Here is a 16,590-nt window from a genome sequence, read left to right as displayed (position 1 = left end):
CGGCGCTACCGCGCGAACGTCTTCTTCACACCGAGCAGCCCGACCAGCCCGACGCCGGCCCAGATGATCGTCTTCTGGATTTCGAGGTACGGCCCCGGCATCGCCGCGATCCGCCAGGAGCCGACCTCGTGCCCCGGCCACGGGAAGCAGTCGAAGGTGACGGCGCCGAAGTGGGTGATGGCGATCCCGAACGCGAGCGGCATCATCCACGCCGTGAGGAGGGAAGCGCGGTCCGCATTGCGGGCGGCGGCGACCTGCTGCTGGGCGACGATCCAGGCCTGAAACGTCTGCGTGTTGGTCGCGACGTCGGCGCCCACGTCCGCCTGATGCCGCGCGAGATCCGAGTCGGCCCGCTTGTTCGCGAAATCGAGCAGCTTGCTGGCCAGCCCCGGCAGAACCGAGAGGATGAGGGACCACATCAGCGGGGCCCGCCCATCGAATCGGCCGGCGGCTTCCGCAGGCGCGCCTTCACGATGGGCGCGACGAGGCGCGCGACAGCCAGCCAGCCGGCCGCGCGCACGCCCCATCCCTCCGGCAGCAGCGGCGTCCAATCCACGCCGGCCGTCGCGTTGAGCAGGTCGGGCACGAGATCGATGGAGGCGAGCGCGGCCGACGCCGCATAGACCTTGTAGCCGCGCATCGCGGCCATGCAGCGCCGAGCCCGGCGGCGAAGGGCGGGGAACATCAGGCGGCCTTTCCGGTGAAGGTGGCAGCGAGCCGCGCGAGGAAGCCCGGCTTGGGGGTGGCGGGCGGGCTCACTACGGTCGGGATCACCGAATGCCCGGCGGCGCGCAGCGCATCGACCATGTGACCGCACTGGCCGGCGATCAGGTCGTCCTTGTCGGTGCCGTTGATGATGCGGCGGGCTCCGACCGGCTCGTAGCGACCGCCCCCGAAATAGTCGGCAAGCTTCTTGCCGGTGAACCAGCCCTCGACCATGCCGTAGAAGAGGATGGCCGCCGCCACATCGAGCCGCATCGCGAGCTTAGGCGTCGTCACCAGATCCTCGTCCGCTCGCAGGATGCCAAGCTGCCGCAGTCGCGCGGTCGCCTTGGCGTAGTTCACCTCCCAGGTGAGTTGCACGAAGCCGCGGCCCCAGAAGCCGGTGGGACCGTAGGCGCGGCCCTTGCCCCGGCCGTATTCCTCAATCGGCTGCATGGTGCGCGCCGTCTCGTGGAACGTGGTCGCCAGCGAGTAACCGAGGGACGTGGTGCCGAGCAGTGAGGGCGCAGCGTCGAGGATCGCGTCCATGCCGGTGACCTGCGAGGACTTCAGGCGCCCGTCGAACAGGGATGCGCGCACGGCCGCATAGAAGGCGGCGCGGTTCAGGCTCGCGGCCATCGGGTTCTCCAGATTGTCGAGGGGGGCGGCGGCGCAGCGGTGGCGCGGCTATTGAGCAGATCGAGCGGCGGGCGGCCGGTACGTCCCGAAGGTGCGGTCCCACAGGGTGGTGACGACGCCGAAGTTCACCTCGTCACCGCGGTGATGCATCGCGTGCCGGATCTTCAGGGCATAGAGCACGTGCCCCGGCGCGATCCGCCAGTGATGGATGGCGTGGTGGGCCGCGATGTAGGCGAGGTAGCCGAGGGCGAGGCCCGCAAGCGTGCCCGCCGGCAGCAGCAGGAACAGCGCCCCGAACACGAGAAGCGAGTGCCAGGACGTGACGCCGGTTCGCCCCGACGGCTTGGCGTGGTGCTCGTCGTGGCCCGCCTTGAATAGCGGCAGGCGGTGGAACAGCACGCGGTGGATCGCGTACTCGGCCAACGTCCAGGCGGCGAGGCCGACGACGATGCCCGGCAGCGTGGCGCCGCCGAACAGGATCAGCGCCAGCGCGAGCACCGGCATCGACACGAAGTCGAAATAGTAGGCGAGGCGGGACATCGGTGCTCCTGGCGCGGTGCGGGTCAGAGGGGCTGAAGCGCGACGCGGCATGTGCCGCAGCCGATGACGCGGGCAGCGCCGCGGGCGAGGTCGATGGAGCGGCCGGCGACGAACGGGCCGCGGTCGTTGATGCGCACGACCACCGAGCGGCCGGTGGCGGTGTTCGTGACCCGCACGCGCGTGCCGAAGCGCAGACTCCGGTGCGCGGCGGTGAGCGCGTTCTGATCGAAGCGCTCGCCGTTGGCCGTGAGCCGACCGTGAAAGCCGGGGCCGTACCATGAGGCGATTTCGGCGCGGGCCGGCATCACGCTGAGCACGAGGCAAGCGAGAGCGGCCCGCACCGAGAGGCGTTGCAGGAACATGGCGGGTCCGATTGTCGTGGGATGAAGGCTTTGGCCGGGTGGCGCGGCGAGCGGAGACGGGCCGGATCGACGCCCGGCCCCGCCTCAGTTTTCGGTGATCGTCACCTGAGTGTAGCCAAGCCCCGCAAGCGGCAGCGCGCCCCCCGAGTTTTGGCGGGCCGTCACGCGGATCACGTCACCCGGAACGACCGGGATGACCATGGACGACAGGGTGGATGCATCGTTGCCATTGGCCGACCGGATGTCGTGCAGCCACGGCACGGCGCCGTTGTTCTTGGTCACCCGGATGGCCCGCGAGCCCACCGCGCTGTTCCCGAAGAAGGTCATCGGGGTGACGGTGATCCGGCGGATCCCCTTGCCCGGCGGGACAGTGAACGAACCGTCCGCGTTACGGATCATGCCGAGGAAGTTGTCGCCGTTCGCGGCGTCGTACTTGATGACCGTCTCGACGTCGTTCGGGAGGGACTGGCCGGCGCTGGCCGCCATCTGAAAGACATCGCGTCGGCCGCCGTACTGGACGAGACCATTGGTTCTGTCGTCGATGTCGGTCGCGCAGTTCCAATAGTTGTCGTTGGCGATGGTGACGCCCGGCGTTCCTGCGGCGATGTAGGCACAAACGTCGAGCGGATTGGCCGTTCCACCGAAGTGATTTTTCGACACCCTGACATTGCGGGTGTTCGTTCCAGCCAGAACAAGTCCGGTTGATTTTGCCGTTCCAGTAGCAAACTTGAGCAATTGGTTGCCGTCGATCACGGTATCGGCAACATCGGTCAGGTTGAGCAGTACGCCGTCGCGTGTGCCGATGTGATAGCCGAGAATGTCCTTGATCCAGACGTTCTGCACCGCTCCGATCTTGGCGACGCTCTCGTAAACCGCGGCATGGCCATTCTGGAGGCTGAGGTGCGGTCGACCGCCGAAGCCGGAGTCGGGCGTCCAATCCAGGAAGGTGCCGACATAAACCGAGGTGAACTGATGCCAGCTCATCCCCTCGGCCGCGCCCGCAACCTTGAACACCGTTCCGAGGCTGTAAGCGCGGGTCTGCGAGAACAGGCCGTCCGTCGGATAGACGGTGCCGTCCCAGAGAACCCCAGTCTTCGTGATGTTGTGCTGCGCCTCGTCGATGCTGCCAGTGCTCTGCGGGGCGATGCCGTTGAGCTGAAGCTTGGACGAGGTCAGTCCGTTGATGTTGAGGAGGTGCGCGAGCGTACCCCAGCCCTGCGTCCTGGAGTTGGCCCCGGTGAACTCGACGTCATCCCACACGGCGCGGGTGCTGGCGCGATCATCGAAGCCGAGCTTGTAATAGCCCGCGGTGTAGCCGGTGCCGGAGTTGTACCCGGTCGTGTCGATTGTCACGCCGCGCAGGTCTGCGGACTGCTTGCCGTCATCGAGGACGACGGTCAGTCCGTCGCCGTTCCCGATCTTGCGCAGGCGCGTCAGGCGGCTGCCCTCGCCCGTCGCGATGAAGGTCTTGCTGCTGACCGTTTGCGTGGCAGAAGTCGGATAGACACCGGCCGTGAAGCGCACCGCTTGACCGTCCGAGACCCCCACAAAATAGTTCGACAGCGCCGACGTATCGTTCACGCCGTCGCCCTTGGCGCCGAAGTCCCTGGCGCTGCGGCGGTCACCGGCCCGCTCCGCGAGCGACCGGGCCGTCGCCGTGCCGGGCGCGGTGACGTTCATGCCATCCACGGGGCCGGTCGAGCCGGAGCCCAGGATCTGCAGCGTGTCGGGCGTGATGATCGTCTTGCCGGCGTCGCGCTTACCGAGCTTCAGTGCGTTGCCGAAGGTGATGTCGCCGTTGGCGCGGATCTCGCCGGGCGGCAGGGCGCGGGTCTGGGCGAGCGCAGGCGCCGTCAGAGCGACGAGGGCGAAGAGAGAGACGAGGAAGCGCTTCATCACAGGCGAATCCACAGGTTGGCGGCGCCGCGGCGGAAGCGAACGGCTTGGTAGGCGGAGGAAAGGACGATCGTAGTGGCGCCTTCGGGGCCGCCGATGATGTCGCCCGTGCCGGGGCCGGGCTGGATCGTTATCGTCAGCGTCTCGGAACAGGCGCCGCTCTCATCCGCAATCACGAGATCCTGGCCAAGCGGGAATGTATCCACGTCAGCTAGGGAAACGACTCGCGGTGCCGTCAGCACGGCCATGCCGACCTGAACGTCTGTCGGGAGAACCTGATAGTTCTTATCGAGAACCACAGTGTGCCCGCGCTGCACTGCTGCCGCGACGGCCTTGCCCACGGATGCTGGGGCGGTGCCGAACGTCTTCCAGGCCGGAAGTCCGCCGGGCCCGGAAGCAATCCAGGCCACGGAGTAAATCTGTCCCGGCTTGACGTCGCCCGCGGCGAAGACGGCGCCATCGGCGTCGATCCATTGCCGCGGCTCACTCCCGTCCACGGACAGGACGGGGCCGGCCGTGTTCGTGCGGTTTGCTGTGAACGACACAGCGACCCCCGGCTTCATCTCGCCGAAGCTGGAGTTCGTGGCGACGGTGTAGAAATTCCCGACGCCGCCCGAGATCAGCGCGCCGCCCTGGTCGAGAGCGAGGGCGGCCGCCTTGGCCATCAGACCGCGGATCGCCTCCGGAAACTCACGACCGGCCATGCCGTCGCGCGCGGGGATGGTGCGATCGGCCGCGGCGTTGCCGCTCGGCTGGGGGGACCAGTCGGTGACGCTCATGCGAGATGTCCGATTGTCAGGAGGAGGGCAGGTCAGCCCTTGATGGCGATGACGCCGACGAGGCCGGGCGGCATGTTCGGGTGCGCCTGACCGCCGCCGGCATTCGAGATGCTCACCGCGTGGGTGTGGTCGCCAACGCCCGTGATCGTGTGGGCGTGGTTGCCGTCAGCGCCGATTGTGTGCGCGTGGTCGCCGACGCCCGCGGTCGTGAAGTTGTGGGTGTGGTCGCCAACCGGGTCGGTCGTGAAGCTGTGCTGATGCACGCCCGCGGCTTCACTGGTCGCCGCTGAGTTCGTTCCCGGCGGGAAGAGCTGGCTCACGGCGGACAGTTGCCCGCCGCCGCCGTAGATGCTCAGCCGCTCATAGTTCTGGTTGTGCACGTGGTTGCCGGCGTTGCCGGTGGTGCCGCCATGGCTGTGCGCGCCCGCGCCGCCGGTCGTGCCGGTGTGATTGTGACCGCCCGCGTTCCCCGTCGCGCCGCCATGACTGTGCTGGCCGGCCAGCCCGGTACCGCCGCCGTGATCGTGTCCGCCGGCGCCACCCGTGGAGCCGGCGTGCCCGTGTGAGGGCATTTGCGCCTCGCTCAACGTCACGGTCTCGGAGCCGCCCGCATTGCCGACATTGCCGCCGAGCCCGCCAGCGCCGGTCAGCCGTCCCCGGCCGTTGTCGCGGCCGAAGATCGTGCGCCCGCTCGCATCCGGGACGTTGAACGTGGTCGAGCCGTTGCCGGCGCCGTAGGCCGTGCCGATTACCGAGAACAATGCGGCGTAGGAGACGCGCGAAAGCTCTCGGCCATCACATTCGACCCAGCCGGGCGGGATCGCGTTGGGCGTTGCGAAGATACCGATCTGGCCCGGCGTGTCGATCGAGGGCGCGCGCGAGATGAAGGCGCCGATGACCGGCACCCAGATCACGTCGTGCGTGACGAGGATCTGAAGGTCGCCCGGCGCGAACTCGAAGCCCCGCGGGCGCCCCCAGGGGCGCGGCCCGGTGTTGTCGACGTTGAGGGTGACGGGACCGGTATTCTCCAAAGGCAGCGCGAACGAGAGGCGAAAGGCATCATTGAAGTGCTTGGCCGTGAAGCCCTGTAGGGTCGCGACCGAGACCGCGTTGCCGGAGATGGTCGCGCCGAGGATGCCGCTGTCATCGGCCCGCCACCGCGCCAGCGCCGCCATCATCTCGCGGGCGGAGTTGTTGACCGCGTTCGCCGGCATGCCCTCCTTCCAGTTGACTGGCGGGGCGGCGGTTTCGTTCTCCGCGGCGAAGATCGAGAAGTCGATAAGGCCGGTCATCTCGGGCTCCAAGCGCGCGACCGTCCGTTCCCGCAGCGCTGGCAGCGTGCAGGTCGGTCAGGCCTTCAGCGGAATCGGGTCAGGTCAGCGGCGCAGCAGCGCGAGGAAGGCGTCGCGGTCGAAGGGGGCGGCTCGTCGCTGGATCGGCACCATGGGAGGCGGCGCTGGGGCGGCGGTGGCGCCGCCCGCTGCCGGCGCCGCCAGCGACCCGAGGTCTTTCTCGCCCGCGAGCATCTTGAGGATGGAGGCCGCGTCGAGCCCGTCGTCTTTCTTCGGGTCGGGCGTCGCCATCGTCGGCGCCGGCGCGGCCGAGGGCTCGATGCCGGAGAAGCCGAAGCGACCGGAGGCGACCGGCGCCGCCGTCGCGGTCTCGGCCGGCATCGTCATCGCCGCGTCGCCGCCGAGGAAGGCCGAAGCCTTGGCGCGATGTCCGGCCATCTGACCGTTCACCTTGTCGGCCACCGTACCCGGCGCACCGCCATTTCCGGCGTCGCTGCGATCGTAGAGTCCCGGCCGAGGCGCGCAGCGAGATGGTGGGCCAGCGTCGTCTTCCCGCAGCCGGGCGGCCCGTACAGCAGGGCCGTGCTGCGCGGTTTCACACCGACCGCCGCTAGGTCGTCGGCAGCGTGGATCTCAGCCAGCCACCCGAGGATGGCGGCGCGCACCCGAACGCCGAGGATCGGCTCTTCCGCGTCCTTCGACTCGCGCACATCTGCCAGGGGGCCGAGTTCCGTGCGCAATCGCTGGGCGGCGCTCGCCTCTTCCGCAGCAGCGCGGCCGCGCGAAATACGGGTCGGGGTCATCTCGCGGACGGGCCTCATGCCGAGGCCTCATCGCCCGCGTCATCCGCCGCCGACTTCTTCTTCCGGCGGAAGGCGTCCGGGATTTCCATGCCGTCGGAGCCCTTGCGGACGCACCAGCCCTCGTCCCAGGCGGCGCGCCGCGGATCGCCGGCGACGTAGGGATTCGCGAACACGCGCTCGCCGGCCTCGGCCGCGGCAGAGCCTTCCTCGCGCGCTGCCGCGATCGTCTCCTCGCTCATCGCTCCGGACGGCGGGGACGCATCCTCATGCTCCCCACCAAGCGAACCGTCGTCGTCACGGTCCGCGCCCTCGTCCGTCTCAGCCATGCCGTCGGCAGGATCGTCTATCGGGTCGAAGCGGCGGCGGGCAGCATCGCCGAGCGGCGTTCCGTCAAGCATCCCCAAGCTGGCGAGATAGACGTCGGCAAGGGCGGCCGTTTCCTGACGCGCCGCCTTATCCGCCGAATCCTCCATCATCCGAGCGACGACGAGCATCAGGGCCTTCTTGTCGTAGCCCTGCGCTCCCGCCTCGTTCCTGATGTCCTTGATGTCCGCCTGAAAAACTTTGATCTCTTCTTTCAGCCGAACAATTCGCTCCGCGAAGGATCGAAGCATATCGGCGGCGGACGAGTTGGGTTGCGCGCGACGGCGACTTGTGTTTCCCATGACGTTCTCCAACGGAAGACTTCAGACCGCCCGGCACCCGCTCCCCAGCAGGCCGGGCGGTTCGCGTTTCAGGGGTGGTAGCGACCGCCCGGCAGGCGCCGCGGCACGCGGGGCTCGTCGATCGCGGGGAGAGCCACCGCCGGCAGATCCGTCGCCGCGCCGGCCCGAAGCCGCTCCTCCGCCTGCCCGAGCGCGAGCAGCGCATACCGCCGGCACTGCACGAGGCTCCTCGCCGACGGCGACGCGTTGCTCCGCAGCAGCTCGTTCCGGCGCACGATCTCGTCGCGCACGGTGTCGATCAGGTCGGCGAGGCTGGCGTCGCTCAGATCGGCGAGGGCGCTCATCGTCAGGCGACCTGCACAGCGTCGTGCTGGCCGCGCGCGGCAGCCGCTTCGTCGGCAAGCCGCTCACGGAGGAGGTAGCCCTCGAGGGTACAGATCTTCTCGACGGCGTTCGCGCGGGCGTACTTCTCGCCCGTCGCCCGATCGTAGGCATCTGGGTCGGCGCAAGCGCTCTCGCCCGTGACGATGAAGCCGTTCCGGAGCGTCAGGAAGCACACCATGAAGGTGCTGCCCGGAACGCGGTGATAGTTCTCGCTCACGATGACGGACTGGATATCCGCCATCGACAGCCGCTTCGCGCCGGAGGCAGGCTCAGCCTGCCCGCCGATCGCTGCATAGCCCGCTTCGAACACCGCGCGCGGCGAGTGCGAGAGGTAGCCGTGCGGCTCCTCTGCCGTCGGCGCGTACCGCACCAGCATGTCGCCCTCGGTCACGGCACCGGGGCGGCGCAGGAAGCCGGCAGGGACCGGGACGACGAGGTAGCCGTGCTCCGGATGGTTCACGCCGACTTTGCCCGAGCCGTCGGCCTGGAACTCAGCCGCCGCAATCGGATAGGCCTCAACCTGCTTGTGGCTGACGTGGGTCGGGTTGAAGGGGGACATGCGCTCTCCTCTCGCTCAGCGGCTACGGCCGCGGCTCCATCGCCCCGAACAGGGGCAGCTCGGTCAGTTCACCCGAGGCCTTCTTGCGGAGGCGAGGCGCTGCAGCAGGCGGCGCGACAGGTGCCGATGCGGGCGCGTCTCGCTGACTGACCGCAGGCGCTTCCGCAGCCGACGGCGCTCCGCCCAGGCGAGCAGACGCAGGGCGATCTCCACGAAGAGCCGCATCCAGTTCACTCCGGAGTTTTTGGTTTTCGGCCTCGATGGCGTCGGTGCCGTCGGCGATGTGCTTGCAGAGGCGCTCGTAGGCGGCGCGGATGTTCAGCGCGTCGTGCAGCCCGACCGTCACGTCCGGGGCGCGTCCGAGCACCTTCCGGATCCAGGTCGGGGACCGCCCGAGCTTCGAGCCGAGAGCCTCGTAGGCGCGCATCCGCGAGCCGAGGCGCTCTTCCTTCGCGGCGACCACCCGAGCGAGATCGGGCCTGATCCATTCCGCGGCTTGTTCGGCCGTCATCGTCACGCGACCGCCCTCCAATTTTGACCGCATTCGGTCAGCCCTACGTGCGAGACAATTCTCGTGGAGGGTTGATCGAAGTGCTTCGGCAGGAAGAACAGGAACGCATACGCAAGTGCACAGCCGCTCTGTGCTTGGCGGCGAAGGCGGCTGTGCTGGTAGAAGAGACGTCCCGAGGAAAGGACCGCTCCCGTGGGGACGGGAGCGGCCAAGTCCTTGGGAGAAACACCCACGAGGGGTGTGTCGGCCGCGGGGCAGCGGCGGACCACGAGCGTGCCGCGGGAACGGCACGAATGGGGACGCCCGGCGCTGTCGTCCAAAACAGTGACCTTGAGGGGGAAGGTCGGCCGGGCGATCACGCGGGTGAGTCCGCGCGATCTGGGAAAGGGAAGGGCGGCGCTCATGGCAGCCACCACGCGAGCCAGCACACGGCGCCTGCCGCCGCATCGACCACGCCGACAGCGAGCGCCGAGGGCGACCCGCGCAACGCAGCGCGAGCGAAGCCGGCGACAGCGCAGACGGCGAGGGTGAGGGCGATGAGGCCGGTCATCTCAGGCGGCCCTCGCCAGGACGAGCAGGCCGGCGCCGATGGCGAGCAGGGCGCACGGGATCAGCGCCGTGAACCGGCTCTGGACCCGCACCGCATGGGCGCGCTGGGCGACACCGGCCGCGAGCACCGCGCAGTCGAGCGCGCCGATGTCTAGGAGGAGCGCGGCCATGTCAGGCGCTCCCGACGATAGGGAGGAGCCACAACGCCATCACGCCGCGGTGGCTCGCGAGCCGCTCGTCCTCGATGACGGCGCAGGCTCCGAACAGCGCGACCAGCGTCGAGCCATCGTCCTTGAACCGGACGCGGACCCGCAGGCGGGCAGGTCGCCCGCGGAGATCGGGGCGCGGGCCAACGCCGGAACACGGTGCGGAGCCGAGCGGCTGGGAGGCGAGGGCGCGCATCATGCGTCGCTCCGCGACTCGATCGGCGTCGCTCGTGGTGCCCAGTCTGTGAGACCGACCTCAGCGTTCGTCGCCTCATTGATGCGGATCGCCGTTTCGATCGAGGGTCCGCGCTCGCCGTACTTAAGCTTGCGGATACCGTGCGCGGTGATGCCGCCGACGCGCTCTGCCATCGCCGCATCGTCGAGATTTTTGGAGCGCATGTAGTCGATGAGCCTCATGGGCCCAGAACTTTCCCCAAAAGGGGAAGATCGTCAACCCCTACAAGGGGAAGGACGCGCACGTAAATTGTGGGTCATTTCTCCCCTCATGGGGAATGCGCTTAGAGAACTGCGATTGGAGCGTGGTTGGACGCACGATGAGGCGGCCGCCGCGATGGGGGTCTCTCGTGGACAGTTCATCAAACTGGAGCGGGGCGAGCGCGGACTCGTTGAGCGTACCATCGGCTTAGCTGCTAAAGCGTTTGGAGTGCCCCCAAGCCGAATTATCGGAGAGGCGCCGCCAACCGAAGCCTTCCCGAAGAGCGATGCTCAACCTGTTGCGGCCCCACAGACAAACGTCCAATTCCTCAACGCCGACGACGCAGTAGACACAAGCGCCTTCAAAGGGCCGCGTAACGTTCCAGTTTACGGAACGGGCTCGGGTGGCATCGGCGGCGATTTCAGCTTCAATGGCCAGTTGATCGATCACGTGCCACGACCGCCGGGCATCGCCAATCGCAAAGACGTCTACGCAATCTATCTGGTGGGAGACAGCATCGAGCCCGCCTATGAGGACGGTACGACCATTTACGTCGATCCCCACCGCCGACCGCTTCCCCGCGACTATGTTGTCGTCGAATTGCGTGGTGAACGGGAGGGGGAACCGGGTCCTGCTTTTGTGAAGCGCCTTGTTTCCCGGGGGAGCGGAAAGCTGAAGCTCGAGCAGCACAACCCTGCCAAACATCTAGAGCCGATCGACGAGCGTGACGTGCTTCGCGTCCACCGGGTTATCCCATGGCTTGAATTGATTGGCGTCTAGGAAAGCCGCGCGTGTTGGCCTCCAGACCCTAAGCCCGCCTTCATGCTGAGGCGCTCAAGCAAAATGAACACTCAACCAATTGATATAGATGCCGGCGGAGGCCGGACCAAAATGGCAAAACATCAATTCTCGATTATTGCATGCGCTCGATGGGAAACCGAGCATGTTGTGGAGTGGCTAACTTATCATTCCATAATTGGATTTGACCATGTTTATCTTTATTGTAACGACGATGATCCAACTGAACTCTACACAGCCTGCCTGCCTTTTATCGCAAGCGGGTTCGTTACATTTCACCACTATCCATACCAAGGGCAGCAGTACTATATGTACATGGACTGCTTAAGGAAATACAAAAATGACTCTGAATGGGTGTTCTTCTTGGATGTGGATGAATTTCTCTGTTTGAAGAATATAAACAACATATCGGAATTTATGAAGTCTCAGGATACCGATATTCTTCACTTCAATTGGGCGTTCTTTGGGCCCGGCGAGTTCGAGACCCGTCCTCACGGAAGCGTTCTGCTGCAGTATACTCGTCGCCAAAATGTTCTACACACTGGAACAAAAGTTATGATGAGGACTGACATAATTGATATTGATCGGTTCCTCACGATACCAGGAACAGGTTTCTGGCACTTCGTCAACACTGAGATTTGTGATGGCCGCAGGACAAATGTTTTAGGGGATGATTGGACGCACATTTTTGACGACTACGCTGGAATAACAGTACCGACAGTAAATAACATATCCGAAAAAGTTTTATCGATTGCGTCGATATATCATTACGGAATCAAGTCGAAACAGGACTTCATCCGTAGGGCTCAAAGGGGATTGTCAGGGCAGTTTGCAACACAAACAGCGTGGAAGAGCTGGCATGATACCGGGCACGCCGATCATGTGATCCGCACCTTGAGCGACGCCGAGGATCTATACCTGCGCGACTTCTGGCGCGAAACGGTACATGCAGGCCTAGCAACGGATACGTCACCTCCGAAGCCCGCTGGCTGCCACAACGTCGCCCTCGGCAAAAACGCTGCCCAAAGCTCAGTATCCGAGTGGTCCATCCATCCATCAATCGAACGCGATGCGTCGGGCGCAAATAACGGTAAAATAACCGGTCTACACAACTTTCACACAAACTACGGATTATCTTGGTGGGAGGTAGACCTAGGTTCTGAACATGAAATAGTGGAAATCCGCATCTTTAACAGAATGGACCACGCAAGAGTTCGCTTCAAAGATTTCTATATCGAATTTTTTCTGGTTGACGGCACCTGCAAACGGATCGAATTCAAGGACGAGTACGTCGGGGGAGTAGACTGCAGACCGTTCATCCTTAAACTTGAAGAACGAGCGCACACAATCCGGATCGGACTGCTCGAAAACGGATATTTAAGCCTTGATGAGGTTGAGGTCTATGCCAGAGAAGACAAAGATTTTCATGGCATAGAGGAATTGGCTGTCGGCGATACATCTGCTTCAGCCAAAATTGCAGATGCGTAAGTCCTATATCAGAAGGTAAATCTCTGATACTTTTCCCGTGAGCTGCCATTGAATTCACTCACACTCTTCAATGGCAGCGCGCACGCTCAAATTTCGTCCGCCTCCGCCGCGTTCTGCACAGTAAATGCATCGTAGCGTATCTCCTAAGGACGAAAGCGATTTAAATCCACATCGTTCGGCACTGTCGAGATCAGCGCGCGTCCACCAATTCTGACGGCCACAATCATCACATGTTATAGCTAGGTAACAGATTTCAGAGAGCCTCGAGTCGCCAGTAGCAAGCCTTGATCCCACTCGCATCCAAATAGGCACATGTTCCCTGTTCGTTCTATGATGGGGGGATGATGTGAGGTTGTCGAGCCAGATCGCGGGCGTCGGGCTGTAGAAAAGGGAGCCCAAACTTTTCCCAAACTTACCCTCAAAGGGGTTGACCGAACTGCCCCTTTGAGGGGAATATGGCTCATCGCCGCTCACCGAGCCGATGGAGCCGCAGGGTGCCCCACCCCACCGATTACTGGATCGACCGCCTGGACGGCGCCTTCGCCGTCTTCTCTGCCTCCGGCATCGAGCTTGAGGGCATTGAGAGCCGCGGCGACGCGCAGAACCACATCCTCGACCTGATCGAGCGCGACCGCGTCGCGACCCAGGAGGAGGGGGCCGCGCAGGACGATTTCGAGGCCCAGCAGCTCGCCGAGGCGGCGTAGGATGGGCGCGATCCGTCTGAGCCGCTCGCAAACCGCCTTCGTAGACGATGGCGATCATGCTCGAATTGCCGCCCATTCATGGGCCGCGAAGCCTTCCGATCAGTCGGGCGACCGCTGGTACGCTTACCGCACGTCCGGTCGTCGAACGATCTACATGCATCGCGAGGTGCTCGGCGCAGGTCCGGGAACCTGCGTTGATCACATCAACGGCGATAGCCTGGATAACCGACGGGCAAACCTTCGCATAGCAACGGCGTCACAAAACAACGCCAACAAAGCTTGTCCTGTCGGGCCAAGCATGTTTCGCGGCGTCCATTATTGCAAGCGACGCAACATCTTCGACGCAGTCGTCTACGTCAAAGGCAAGAACAAGCATCTCGGCCAATACAAAACGGCGGTTGAAGCTGCATTTGCGCGCGACCGTGTCGCTTTCGAGATGCTTGGCGAATTCGCTGTCCTGAATTTTCCATGCCTCAGGAAAGAGGTCGTTTGACATGGTCGCGCTCCTCGAAACCCTCCCGCCGCTCCAGGCCCTCGCGGTCGCTGGCATCGGCGCCCCGGTTGCCGGGCTCGCGGTCGCCTTCTTCGTCTACGACGCGGGCCGGCTGGTCCGCCTCGTGATCACGGGGCGGCTGTGATGAGCAGCACCGTCGCTGACACCGGCGCGCCCCTCTCCGTCATCATCCAGGCCGAGCGCGACGCCGCTCGCACGTTCGGCCTCGCCGCAGGCCTCCTAATCGGCGGCGCCTCGCAGGCCGAGGGCGCGCTGCGCTCGCTCGATGACGGCATCGGCCTGATCGAGCAGGCCGCCCGCGAAGGCGCCAGCGCCGCCTCCGTCAGCTTGGCGAGCGGCGATCGCGCGAGCGCGCGATCAAATGCCCCCGATCTCGCTCGCAGAGACGTATCCGTCCGCCAGGGCTGCCACCTTCTCGCGCATCGCACGAACAAGGCGTGCTTGCTTCACTATCGAAACATCCAGCAGCATGAATGCCTCAGGGCTGAGCTTCGCCGCTTCCGGATGCGACTTGAAAAACCTTTCAATCATACCCTGAACATCGGTCGGGATGTAATTGTGATCCATTATTCCTGCGACGGCGTCGTTCATGCTGCGCACTTGTCGCCTGAAGTGAGAAATCGCGACAAAAGCCTCGTAAGCTTGCTGCGACACAGCGATAGGAAGCTGTACATTTTTGCAGGCAGCTTCAAACTGCATGACAGCTTCTTGGAAGCGGTCAGACGCTTTCACCAGCTCTTTTACACGCTCGCGCTTCTGCATTGCATCCGCAGATGCGCGCCCTCCGACGAAGAATGGCATCCATCGGAGTTCGGCGAGCAATGCGCGAACCTCCATATGCTCTATGACTTGCTGTACGGCATCATGGTGCACGGCAACTGCTTTGCTTCCCAGATCTTGAAAAGCCAGCAATCTAGCTTCAAGACGGTCAAGATTAGATATGGCAACTTGCTCACGGCCGAATGCAATTGTCTTAGATGTCGCCTTCCATGCGAGGCCAGCTGCACCAATGGCGACCAAAGATCCAATCAGGGTTTGATAGCGGTTGAACCAAAATTCGAAGCAAGGTGGCTGCGCAGGCTTTTCGCCGCTCAACACCGCTGTTGGGATGGGACAAATATACGGCTCGGCGTTGAGCCACAATCCTGCAAGCGAGACTGCAGCGATCGCAACGTAGAAGCACGCCTTCAGCGTGCGATCCGACCACTGATCCATCGAGCACCCCCGCGCCTTCATCGCGCGAGGAACAGCGCTCGCTCAAGAGCTTCGGTGCGCATGCCTGTGCACGCGCGCCTCCACGCCGCCGACATGCCACTCTTCACCGTCGCTACGGAGTGAGGGGATGCGCGCTCAATCCGACTTCTTCGCCGGCAGCGCGACGCGGCTGGTATACGACGAGGCCGTCGAGCTGACGGTGGCGTCGCTCGCCGATTACGGCGCGCGGCACGCGCACTGGTGCATCGCGTGGTCCGGCGGGAAGGACAGCACCGCGACGCTGACCCTCGTCATTCACCTGATCGAGACCGGTCGCGTGCCGAGACCGAAGTCGCTGACGGTCTACTATGCCGACACGCGACAGGAGTTGCCGCCGCTGGCCCTGGCCGCCGTCGATCTGATGGCGCAGCTCGCGCGCTTCCCCTGGATCCGGATGCGGGTCGTCACGGCGCCGCTCGACAAGCGCTTCCTCGTCTACATCCTCGGCCGCGGCGTGCCGCCGCCGAACAACAACACGCTCCGCTGGTGCACGCGGCAGATCAAGGTTGACCCGATGGCCGCCGCGATTGCGGCCGACCTCGCGCCGGCCGACGTGGATGGCCTCGGCTATAACGGCGGCCTGGCGCTAGACGACGACGGCATGATCGGGCCGGGCGAAACCGTCCTGATGATCACCGGCGTTCGGCAGGGCGAGAGCGCGATGCGCGACCGTCGCATCGAGATGTCGTGCTCGAAGGACGGCGCCGAGTGCGGGCAGGGCTGGTATCAACAGTCCCTTCCCGAGTCGAAGGGCATCCGCGGCCGGATCAACACCCTCGCCCCGATCCTGCACTGGCGCGTCTGCCACGTCTGGGACTGGCTGAAGATCTTCGCCCCGCACCCGTCCTACGGAGGCTGGTCCACGTCGCGCATCGCCAACGCCTACGGCGGCGACGAGGCGGAGGAGCTGAACGCACGTACCGGGTGCTGCGGCTGTCCGCTCGCGAGCAAGGATCTCGCCCTCGACCGGACCGTCGCCGATCCCGCGTGGTCGCACTACGCTCCGCTCAAGCGCCTGAAGCCGATCTACCGCACGCTCCGCCTGCCGAAGAACCGGCTGCGCAAGGCGGGCATCGAACGGCTGAAGGACGGTTCGATCGCCAAGAACCCGCAGCGCATGGGGCCTCTGACCTTCGCCGCGCGGCTCTGGGCGCTCGCCGAGATCCTGGACGTCCAGGCGGAGGTGAACGCCTCGGCCGCTGCGCGGGGCCGGCCCGGCCTCGACCTCCTCAACGACGAGGAGGAGGCGCGCATCCGCGAGCTGATCACCCTAGAGACCTGGCCTGATGGCTGGGAGGGCACCGAGCCCACCGCTGACACCCCGCTCGATGCCGTCTTCGCCGACGGCACCGTGCAACCGCTTCTGCTCGGAGCCCTGTGATGCGCCCCCTCATCATCGACAGCTTCACGGGCGGCGCGGGCTGCCCTCAGCGTGCTTCCCGGAGAACGCGCCGAGCCTCTTGTTCAAGCACCGTGTGCCGAATGGCGGCTGGCCCCTGGCTCGGTGTG

The 16,590-nt window shown here is 65.1% G+C and carries 25 protein-coding genes; 6 read left to right on the top strand and 19 right to left on the bottom strand.

Annotated elements, in window-relative coordinates; all coding sequences use genetic code 11:
- Window positions 1-5: 5 nt before the first annotated feature.
- From HNR51_RS05675 to HNR51_RS05590, 18 genes are all read right to left on the bottom strand, one after another.
- A complete protein-coding gene (locus tag HNR51_RS05675) occupies window positions 6-419 on the bottom strand; it encodes a hypothetical protein (RefSeq protein WP_182554261.1) in 414 nt (137 codons plus the stop codon).
- Window positions 419-685: a hypothetical protein gene (locus tag HNR51_RS05670; protein WP_182554260.1), complete on the bottom strand. Its 267-nt coding sequence runs from the start codon at window positions 683-685 to the stop codon at window positions 419-421. The genes HNR51_RS05675 and HNR51_RS05670 overlap by 1 nt, the downstream gene beginning before the upstream one ends.
- A complete protein-coding gene (locus tag HNR51_RS05665) occupies window positions 685-1,341 on the bottom strand; it encodes a lysozyme family protein (protein ID WP_239681448.1) in 657 nt (218 codons plus the stop codon). The genes HNR51_RS05670 and HNR51_RS05665 overlap by 1 nt, the downstream gene beginning before the upstream one ends.
- A 48-nt stretch (window positions 1,342-1,389) precedes the next feature.
- Window positions 1,390-1,881 carry a sterol desaturase family protein gene (locus HNR51_RS05660; protein WP_182554259.1) on the bottom strand — a complete coding sequence of 164 codons (492 nt, stop codon included), beginning with the start codon at window positions 1,879-1,881 and terminating at the stop codon, window positions 1,390-1,392.
- 23 nt (window positions 1,882-1,904) lie between these two features.
- The gene (locus HNR51_RS05655) at window positions 1,905-2,243 is read right to left on the bottom strand and encodes a septal ring lytic transglycosylase RlpA family protein (RefSeq protein WP_182554258.1); all 339 of its coding nucleotides are present in this window, start codon (window positions 2,241-2,243) and stop codon (window positions 1,905-1,907) included.
- Between the two features lie 84 nt (window positions 2,244-2,327).
- Window positions 2,328-4,139, bottom strand: a complete 1,812-nt coding sequence (locus tag HNR51_RS05650; RefSeq protein ID WP_182554257.1) for a pectate lyase family protein — start codon at window positions 4,137-4,139, stop codon at window positions 2,328-2,330.
- Window positions 4,139-4,918, bottom strand: a complete 780-nt coding sequence (locus tag HNR51_RS05645) for a hypothetical protein (protein WP_182554256.1) — start codon at window positions 4,916-4,918, stop codon at window positions 4,139-4,141. The genes HNR51_RS05650 and HNR51_RS05645 overlap by 1 nt, the downstream gene beginning before the upstream one ends.
- Window positions 4,919-4,950: 32 nt before the next feature.
- Window positions 4,951-6,222, bottom strand: a complete 1,272-nt coding sequence (locus HNR51_RS05640) for a phage tail protein (protein ID WP_182554255.1) — start codon at window positions 6,220-6,222, stop codon at window positions 4,951-4,953.
- Window positions 6,223-6,294: 72 nt separating this feature from the next.
- A complete protein-coding gene (locus tag HNR51_RS05635; protein WP_182554254.1) occupies window positions 6,295-6,648 on the bottom strand; it encodes a hypothetical protein in 354 nt (117 codons plus the stop codon).
- Between the two features lie 8 nt (window positions 6,649-6,656).
- Complete coding sequence (locus tag HNR51_RS05630) at window positions 6,657-7,013, bottom strand: AAA family ATPase (RefSeq protein ID WP_182554253.1); 357 nt, start codon at window positions 7,011-7,013, stop codon at window positions 6,657-6,659.
- Window positions 7,014-7,027: 14 nt separating this feature from the next.
- On the bottom strand, window positions 7,028-7,678 hold the full coding sequence (locus tag HNR51_RS05625) for a DUF2312 domain-containing protein (protein WP_182554252.1): 651 nt from the start codon (window positions 7,676-7,678) through the stop codon (window positions 7,028-7,030).
- A 68-nt stretch (window positions 7,679-7,746) separates the two neighbouring features.
- Entirely contained in the window at window positions 7,747-8,022 is a 276-nt protein-coding gene (locus tag HNR51_RS05620; protein WP_182554251.1) for a hypothetical protein, read from the bottom strand.
- 2 nt (window positions 8,023-8,024) lie between these two features.
- Window positions 8,025-8,621: a Gp49 family protein gene (locus HNR51_RS05615; RefSeq protein WP_239681449.1), complete on the bottom strand. Its 597-nt coding sequence runs from the start codon at window positions 8,619-8,621 to the stop codon at window positions 8,025-8,027.
- Between the two features lie 22 nt (window positions 8,622-8,643).
- Window positions 8,644-9,138 carry a hypothetical protein gene (locus HNR51_RS05610; RefSeq protein WP_182554250.1) on the bottom strand — a complete coding sequence of 165 codons (495 nt, stop codon included), beginning with the start codon at window positions 9,136-9,138 and terminating at the stop codon, window positions 8,644-8,646.
- 394 nt (window positions 9,139-9,532) lie between these two features.
- Complete coding sequence (locus tag HNR51_RS05605; protein WP_182554249.1) at window positions 9,533-9,682, bottom strand: hypothetical protein; 150 nt, start codon at window positions 9,680-9,682, stop codon at window positions 9,533-9,535.
- A gap of 1 nt (window position 9,683) precedes the next feature.
- A complete protein-coding gene (locus HNR51_RS05600) occupies window positions 9,684-9,851 on the bottom strand; it encodes a hypothetical protein (RefSeq protein WP_182554248.1) in 168 nt (55 codons plus the stop codon).
- A gap of 1 nt (window position 9,852) precedes the next feature.
- Window positions 9,853-10,086 carry a hypothetical protein gene (locus tag HNR51_RS05595; RefSeq protein ID WP_182554247.1) on the bottom strand — a complete coding sequence of 78 codons (234 nt, stop codon included), beginning with the start codon at window positions 10,084-10,086 and terminating at the stop codon, window positions 9,853-9,855.
- On the bottom strand, window positions 10,083-10,304 hold the full coding sequence (locus HNR51_RS05590) for a hypothetical protein (protein ID WP_182554246.1): 222 nt from the start codon (window positions 10,302-10,304) through the stop codon (window positions 10,083-10,085). The genes HNR51_RS05595 and HNR51_RS05590 overlap by 4 nt, the downstream gene beginning before the upstream one ends.
- Here HNR51_RS05590 and HNR51_RS05585 point away from each other — a divergent pair.
- From HNR51_RS05585 to HNR51_RS05565, 5 genes are all read left to right on the top strand, one after another.
- Window positions 10,294-11,103 carry an XRE family transcriptional regulator gene (locus tag HNR51_RS05585; protein ID WP_239681450.1) on the top strand — a complete coding sequence of 270 codons (810 nt, stop codon included), beginning with the start codon at window positions 10,294-10,296 and terminating at the stop codon, window positions 11,101-11,103. The two genes, HNR51_RS05590 and HNR51_RS05585, sit on opposite strands and share 11 nt — an antisense overlap.
- 63 nt (window positions 11,104-11,166) lie before the next feature.
- Window positions 11,167-12,609 (top strand): glycosyltransferase family 92 protein, encoded by a 1,443-nt coding sequence (locus HNR51_RS05580; RefSeq protein ID WP_182554245.1) that lies wholly within the window; start codon window positions 11,167-11,169, stop codon window positions 12,607-12,609.
- 494 nt (window positions 12,610-13,103) lie between these two features.
- Entirely contained in the window at window positions 13,104-13,313 is a 210-nt protein-coding gene (locus tag HNR51_RS05575; RefSeq protein WP_182554244.1) for a hypothetical protein, read from the top strand.
- 1 nt (window position 13,314) lies between these two features.
- Complete coding sequence (locus tag HNR51_RS05570) at window positions 13,315-13,806, top strand: HNH endonuclease (protein WP_182554243.1); 492 nt, start codon at window positions 13,315-13,317, stop codon at window positions 13,804-13,806.
- A gap of 1 nt (window position 13,807) precedes the next feature.
- Window positions 13,808-13,951 (top strand): hypothetical protein, encoded by a 144-nt coding sequence (locus HNR51_RS05565; protein ID WP_182554242.1) that lies wholly within the window; start codon window positions 13,808-13,810, stop codon window positions 13,949-13,951.
- A 233-nt stretch (window positions 13,952-14,184) separates the two neighbouring features.
- Here HNR51_RS05565 and HNR51_RS05560 read toward each other — a convergent pair whose 3' ends face one another.
- Entirely contained in the window at window positions 14,185-15,042 is an 858-nt protein-coding gene (locus HNR51_RS05560) for a hypothetical protein (RefSeq protein ID WP_182554241.1), read from the bottom strand.
- 127 nt (window positions 15,043-15,169) lie between these two features.
- On the opposite strand from HNR51_RS05560, the gene HNR51_RS05555 reads away from it, so the two are divergent.
- Complete coding sequence (locus HNR51_RS05555) at window positions 15,170-16,462, top strand: phosphoadenosine phosphosulfate reductase domain-containing protein (protein WP_182554240.1); 1,293 nt, start codon at window positions 15,170-15,172, stop codon at window positions 16,460-16,462.
- Window positions 16,463-16,590: the final 128 nt, after the last annotated feature.

The sequence above is a fragment of the Methylorubrum thiocyanatum genome, assembly GCA_014138645.1.
GTDB classification, from domain to species: Bacteria; Pseudomonadota; Alphaproteobacteria; order Rhizobiales; family Beijerinckiaceae; genus Methylobacterium; species Methylobacterium thiocyanatum.
This window is presented reverse-complemented; position numbering and strand designations above follow the sequence as displayed.

Bases quoted from the DNA above. Each gene is read 5' to 3' on its own strand.
- HNR51_RS05650 (WP_182554257.1), bottom strand. From the start codon at position 4,139: ATGAAGCGCTTCCTCGTCTCTCTCTTCGCCCTCGTCGCTCTGACGGCG.
- HNR51_RS05630 (WP_182554253.1), bottom strand. From the start codon at position 7,013: ATGACCCCGACCCGTATTTCGCGCGGCCGCGCTGCTGCGGAAGAGGCG.
- HNR51_RS05570 (WP_182554243.1), top strand. From the start codon at position 13,315: ATGGGCGCGATCCGTCTGAGCCGCTCGCAAACCGCCTTCGTAGACGAT.
- HNR51_RS05620 (WP_182554251.1), bottom strand. From the start codon at position 8,022: ATGAGCGCCCTCGCCGATCTGAGCGACGCCAGCCTCGCCGACCTGATC.
- HNR51_RS05615 (WP_239681449.1), bottom strand. From the start codon at position 8,621: ATGTCCCCCTTCAACCCGACCCACGTCAGCCACAAGCAGGTTGAGGCC.
- HNR51_RS05635 (WP_182554254.1), bottom strand. From the start codon at position 6,648: ATGGCCGGACATCGCGCCAAGGCTTCGGCCTTCCTCGGCGGCGACGCG.
- HNR51_RS05645 (WP_182554256.1), bottom strand. From the start codon at position 4,918: ATGAGCGTCACCGACTGGTCCCCCCAGCCGAGCGGCAACGCCGCGGCC.
- HNR51_RS05655 (WP_182554258.1), bottom strand. From the start codon at position 2,243: ATGTTCCTGCAACGCCTCTCGGTGCGGGCCGCTCTCGCTTGCCTCGTG.
- HNR51_RS05585 (WP_239681450.1), top strand. From the start codon at position 10,294: ATGAGCCTCATGGGCCCAGAACTTTCCCCAAAAGGGGAAGATCGTCAA.
- HNR51_RS05660 (WP_182554259.1), bottom strand. From the start codon at position 1,881: ATGTCCCGCCTCGCCTACTATTTCGACTTCGTGTCGATGCCGGTGCTC.
- HNR51_RS05665 (WP_239681448.1), bottom strand. From the start codon at position 1,341: ATGGCCGCGAGCCTGAACCGCGCCGCCTTCTATGCGGCCGTGCGCGCA.
- HNR51_RS05580 (WP_182554245.1), top strand. From the start codon at position 11,167: ATGAACACTCAACCAATTGATATAGATGCCGGCGGAGGCCGGACCAAA.
- HNR51_RS05565 (WP_182554242.1), top strand. From the start codon at position 13,808: ATGGTCGCGCTCCTCGAAACCCTCCCGCCGCTCCAGGCCCTCGCGGTC.
- HNR51_RS05625 (WP_182554252.1), bottom strand. From the start codon at position 7,678: ATGGGAAACACAAGTCGCCGTCGCGCGCAACCCAACTCGTCCGCCGCC.
- HNR51_RS05555 (WP_182554240.1), top strand. From the start codon at position 15,170: ATGCGCGCTCAATCCGACTTCTTCGCCGGCAGCGCGACGCGGCTGGTA.
- HNR51_RS05590 (WP_182554246.1), bottom strand. From the start codon at position 10,304: ATGAGGCTCATCGACTACATGCGCTCCAAAAATCTCGACGATGCGGCG.
- HNR51_RS05560 (WP_182554241.1), bottom strand. From the start codon at position 15,042: ATGGATCAGTGGTCGGATCGCACGCTGAAGGCGTGCTTCTACGTTGCG.
- HNR51_RS05670 (WP_182554260.1), bottom strand. From the start codon at position 685: ATGTTCCCCGCCCTTCGCCGCCGGGCTCGGCGCTGCATGGCCGCGATG.
- HNR51_RS05605 (WP_182554249.1), bottom strand. From the start codon at position 9,682: ATGACCGGCCTCATCGCCCTCACCCTCGCCGTCTGCGCTGTCGCCGGC.
- HNR51_RS05675 (WP_182554261.1), bottom strand. From the start codon at position 419: ATGTGGTCCCTCATCCTCTCGGTTCTGCCGGGGCTGGCCAGCAAGCTG.
- HNR51_RS05600 (WP_182554248.1), bottom strand. From the start codon at position 9,851: ATGGCCGCGCTCCTCCTAGACATCGGCGCGCTCGACTGCGCGGTGCTC.
- HNR51_RS05595 (WP_182554247.1), bottom strand. From the start codon at position 10,086: ATGATGCGCGCCCTCGCCTCCCAGCCGCTCGGCTCCGCACCGTGTTCC.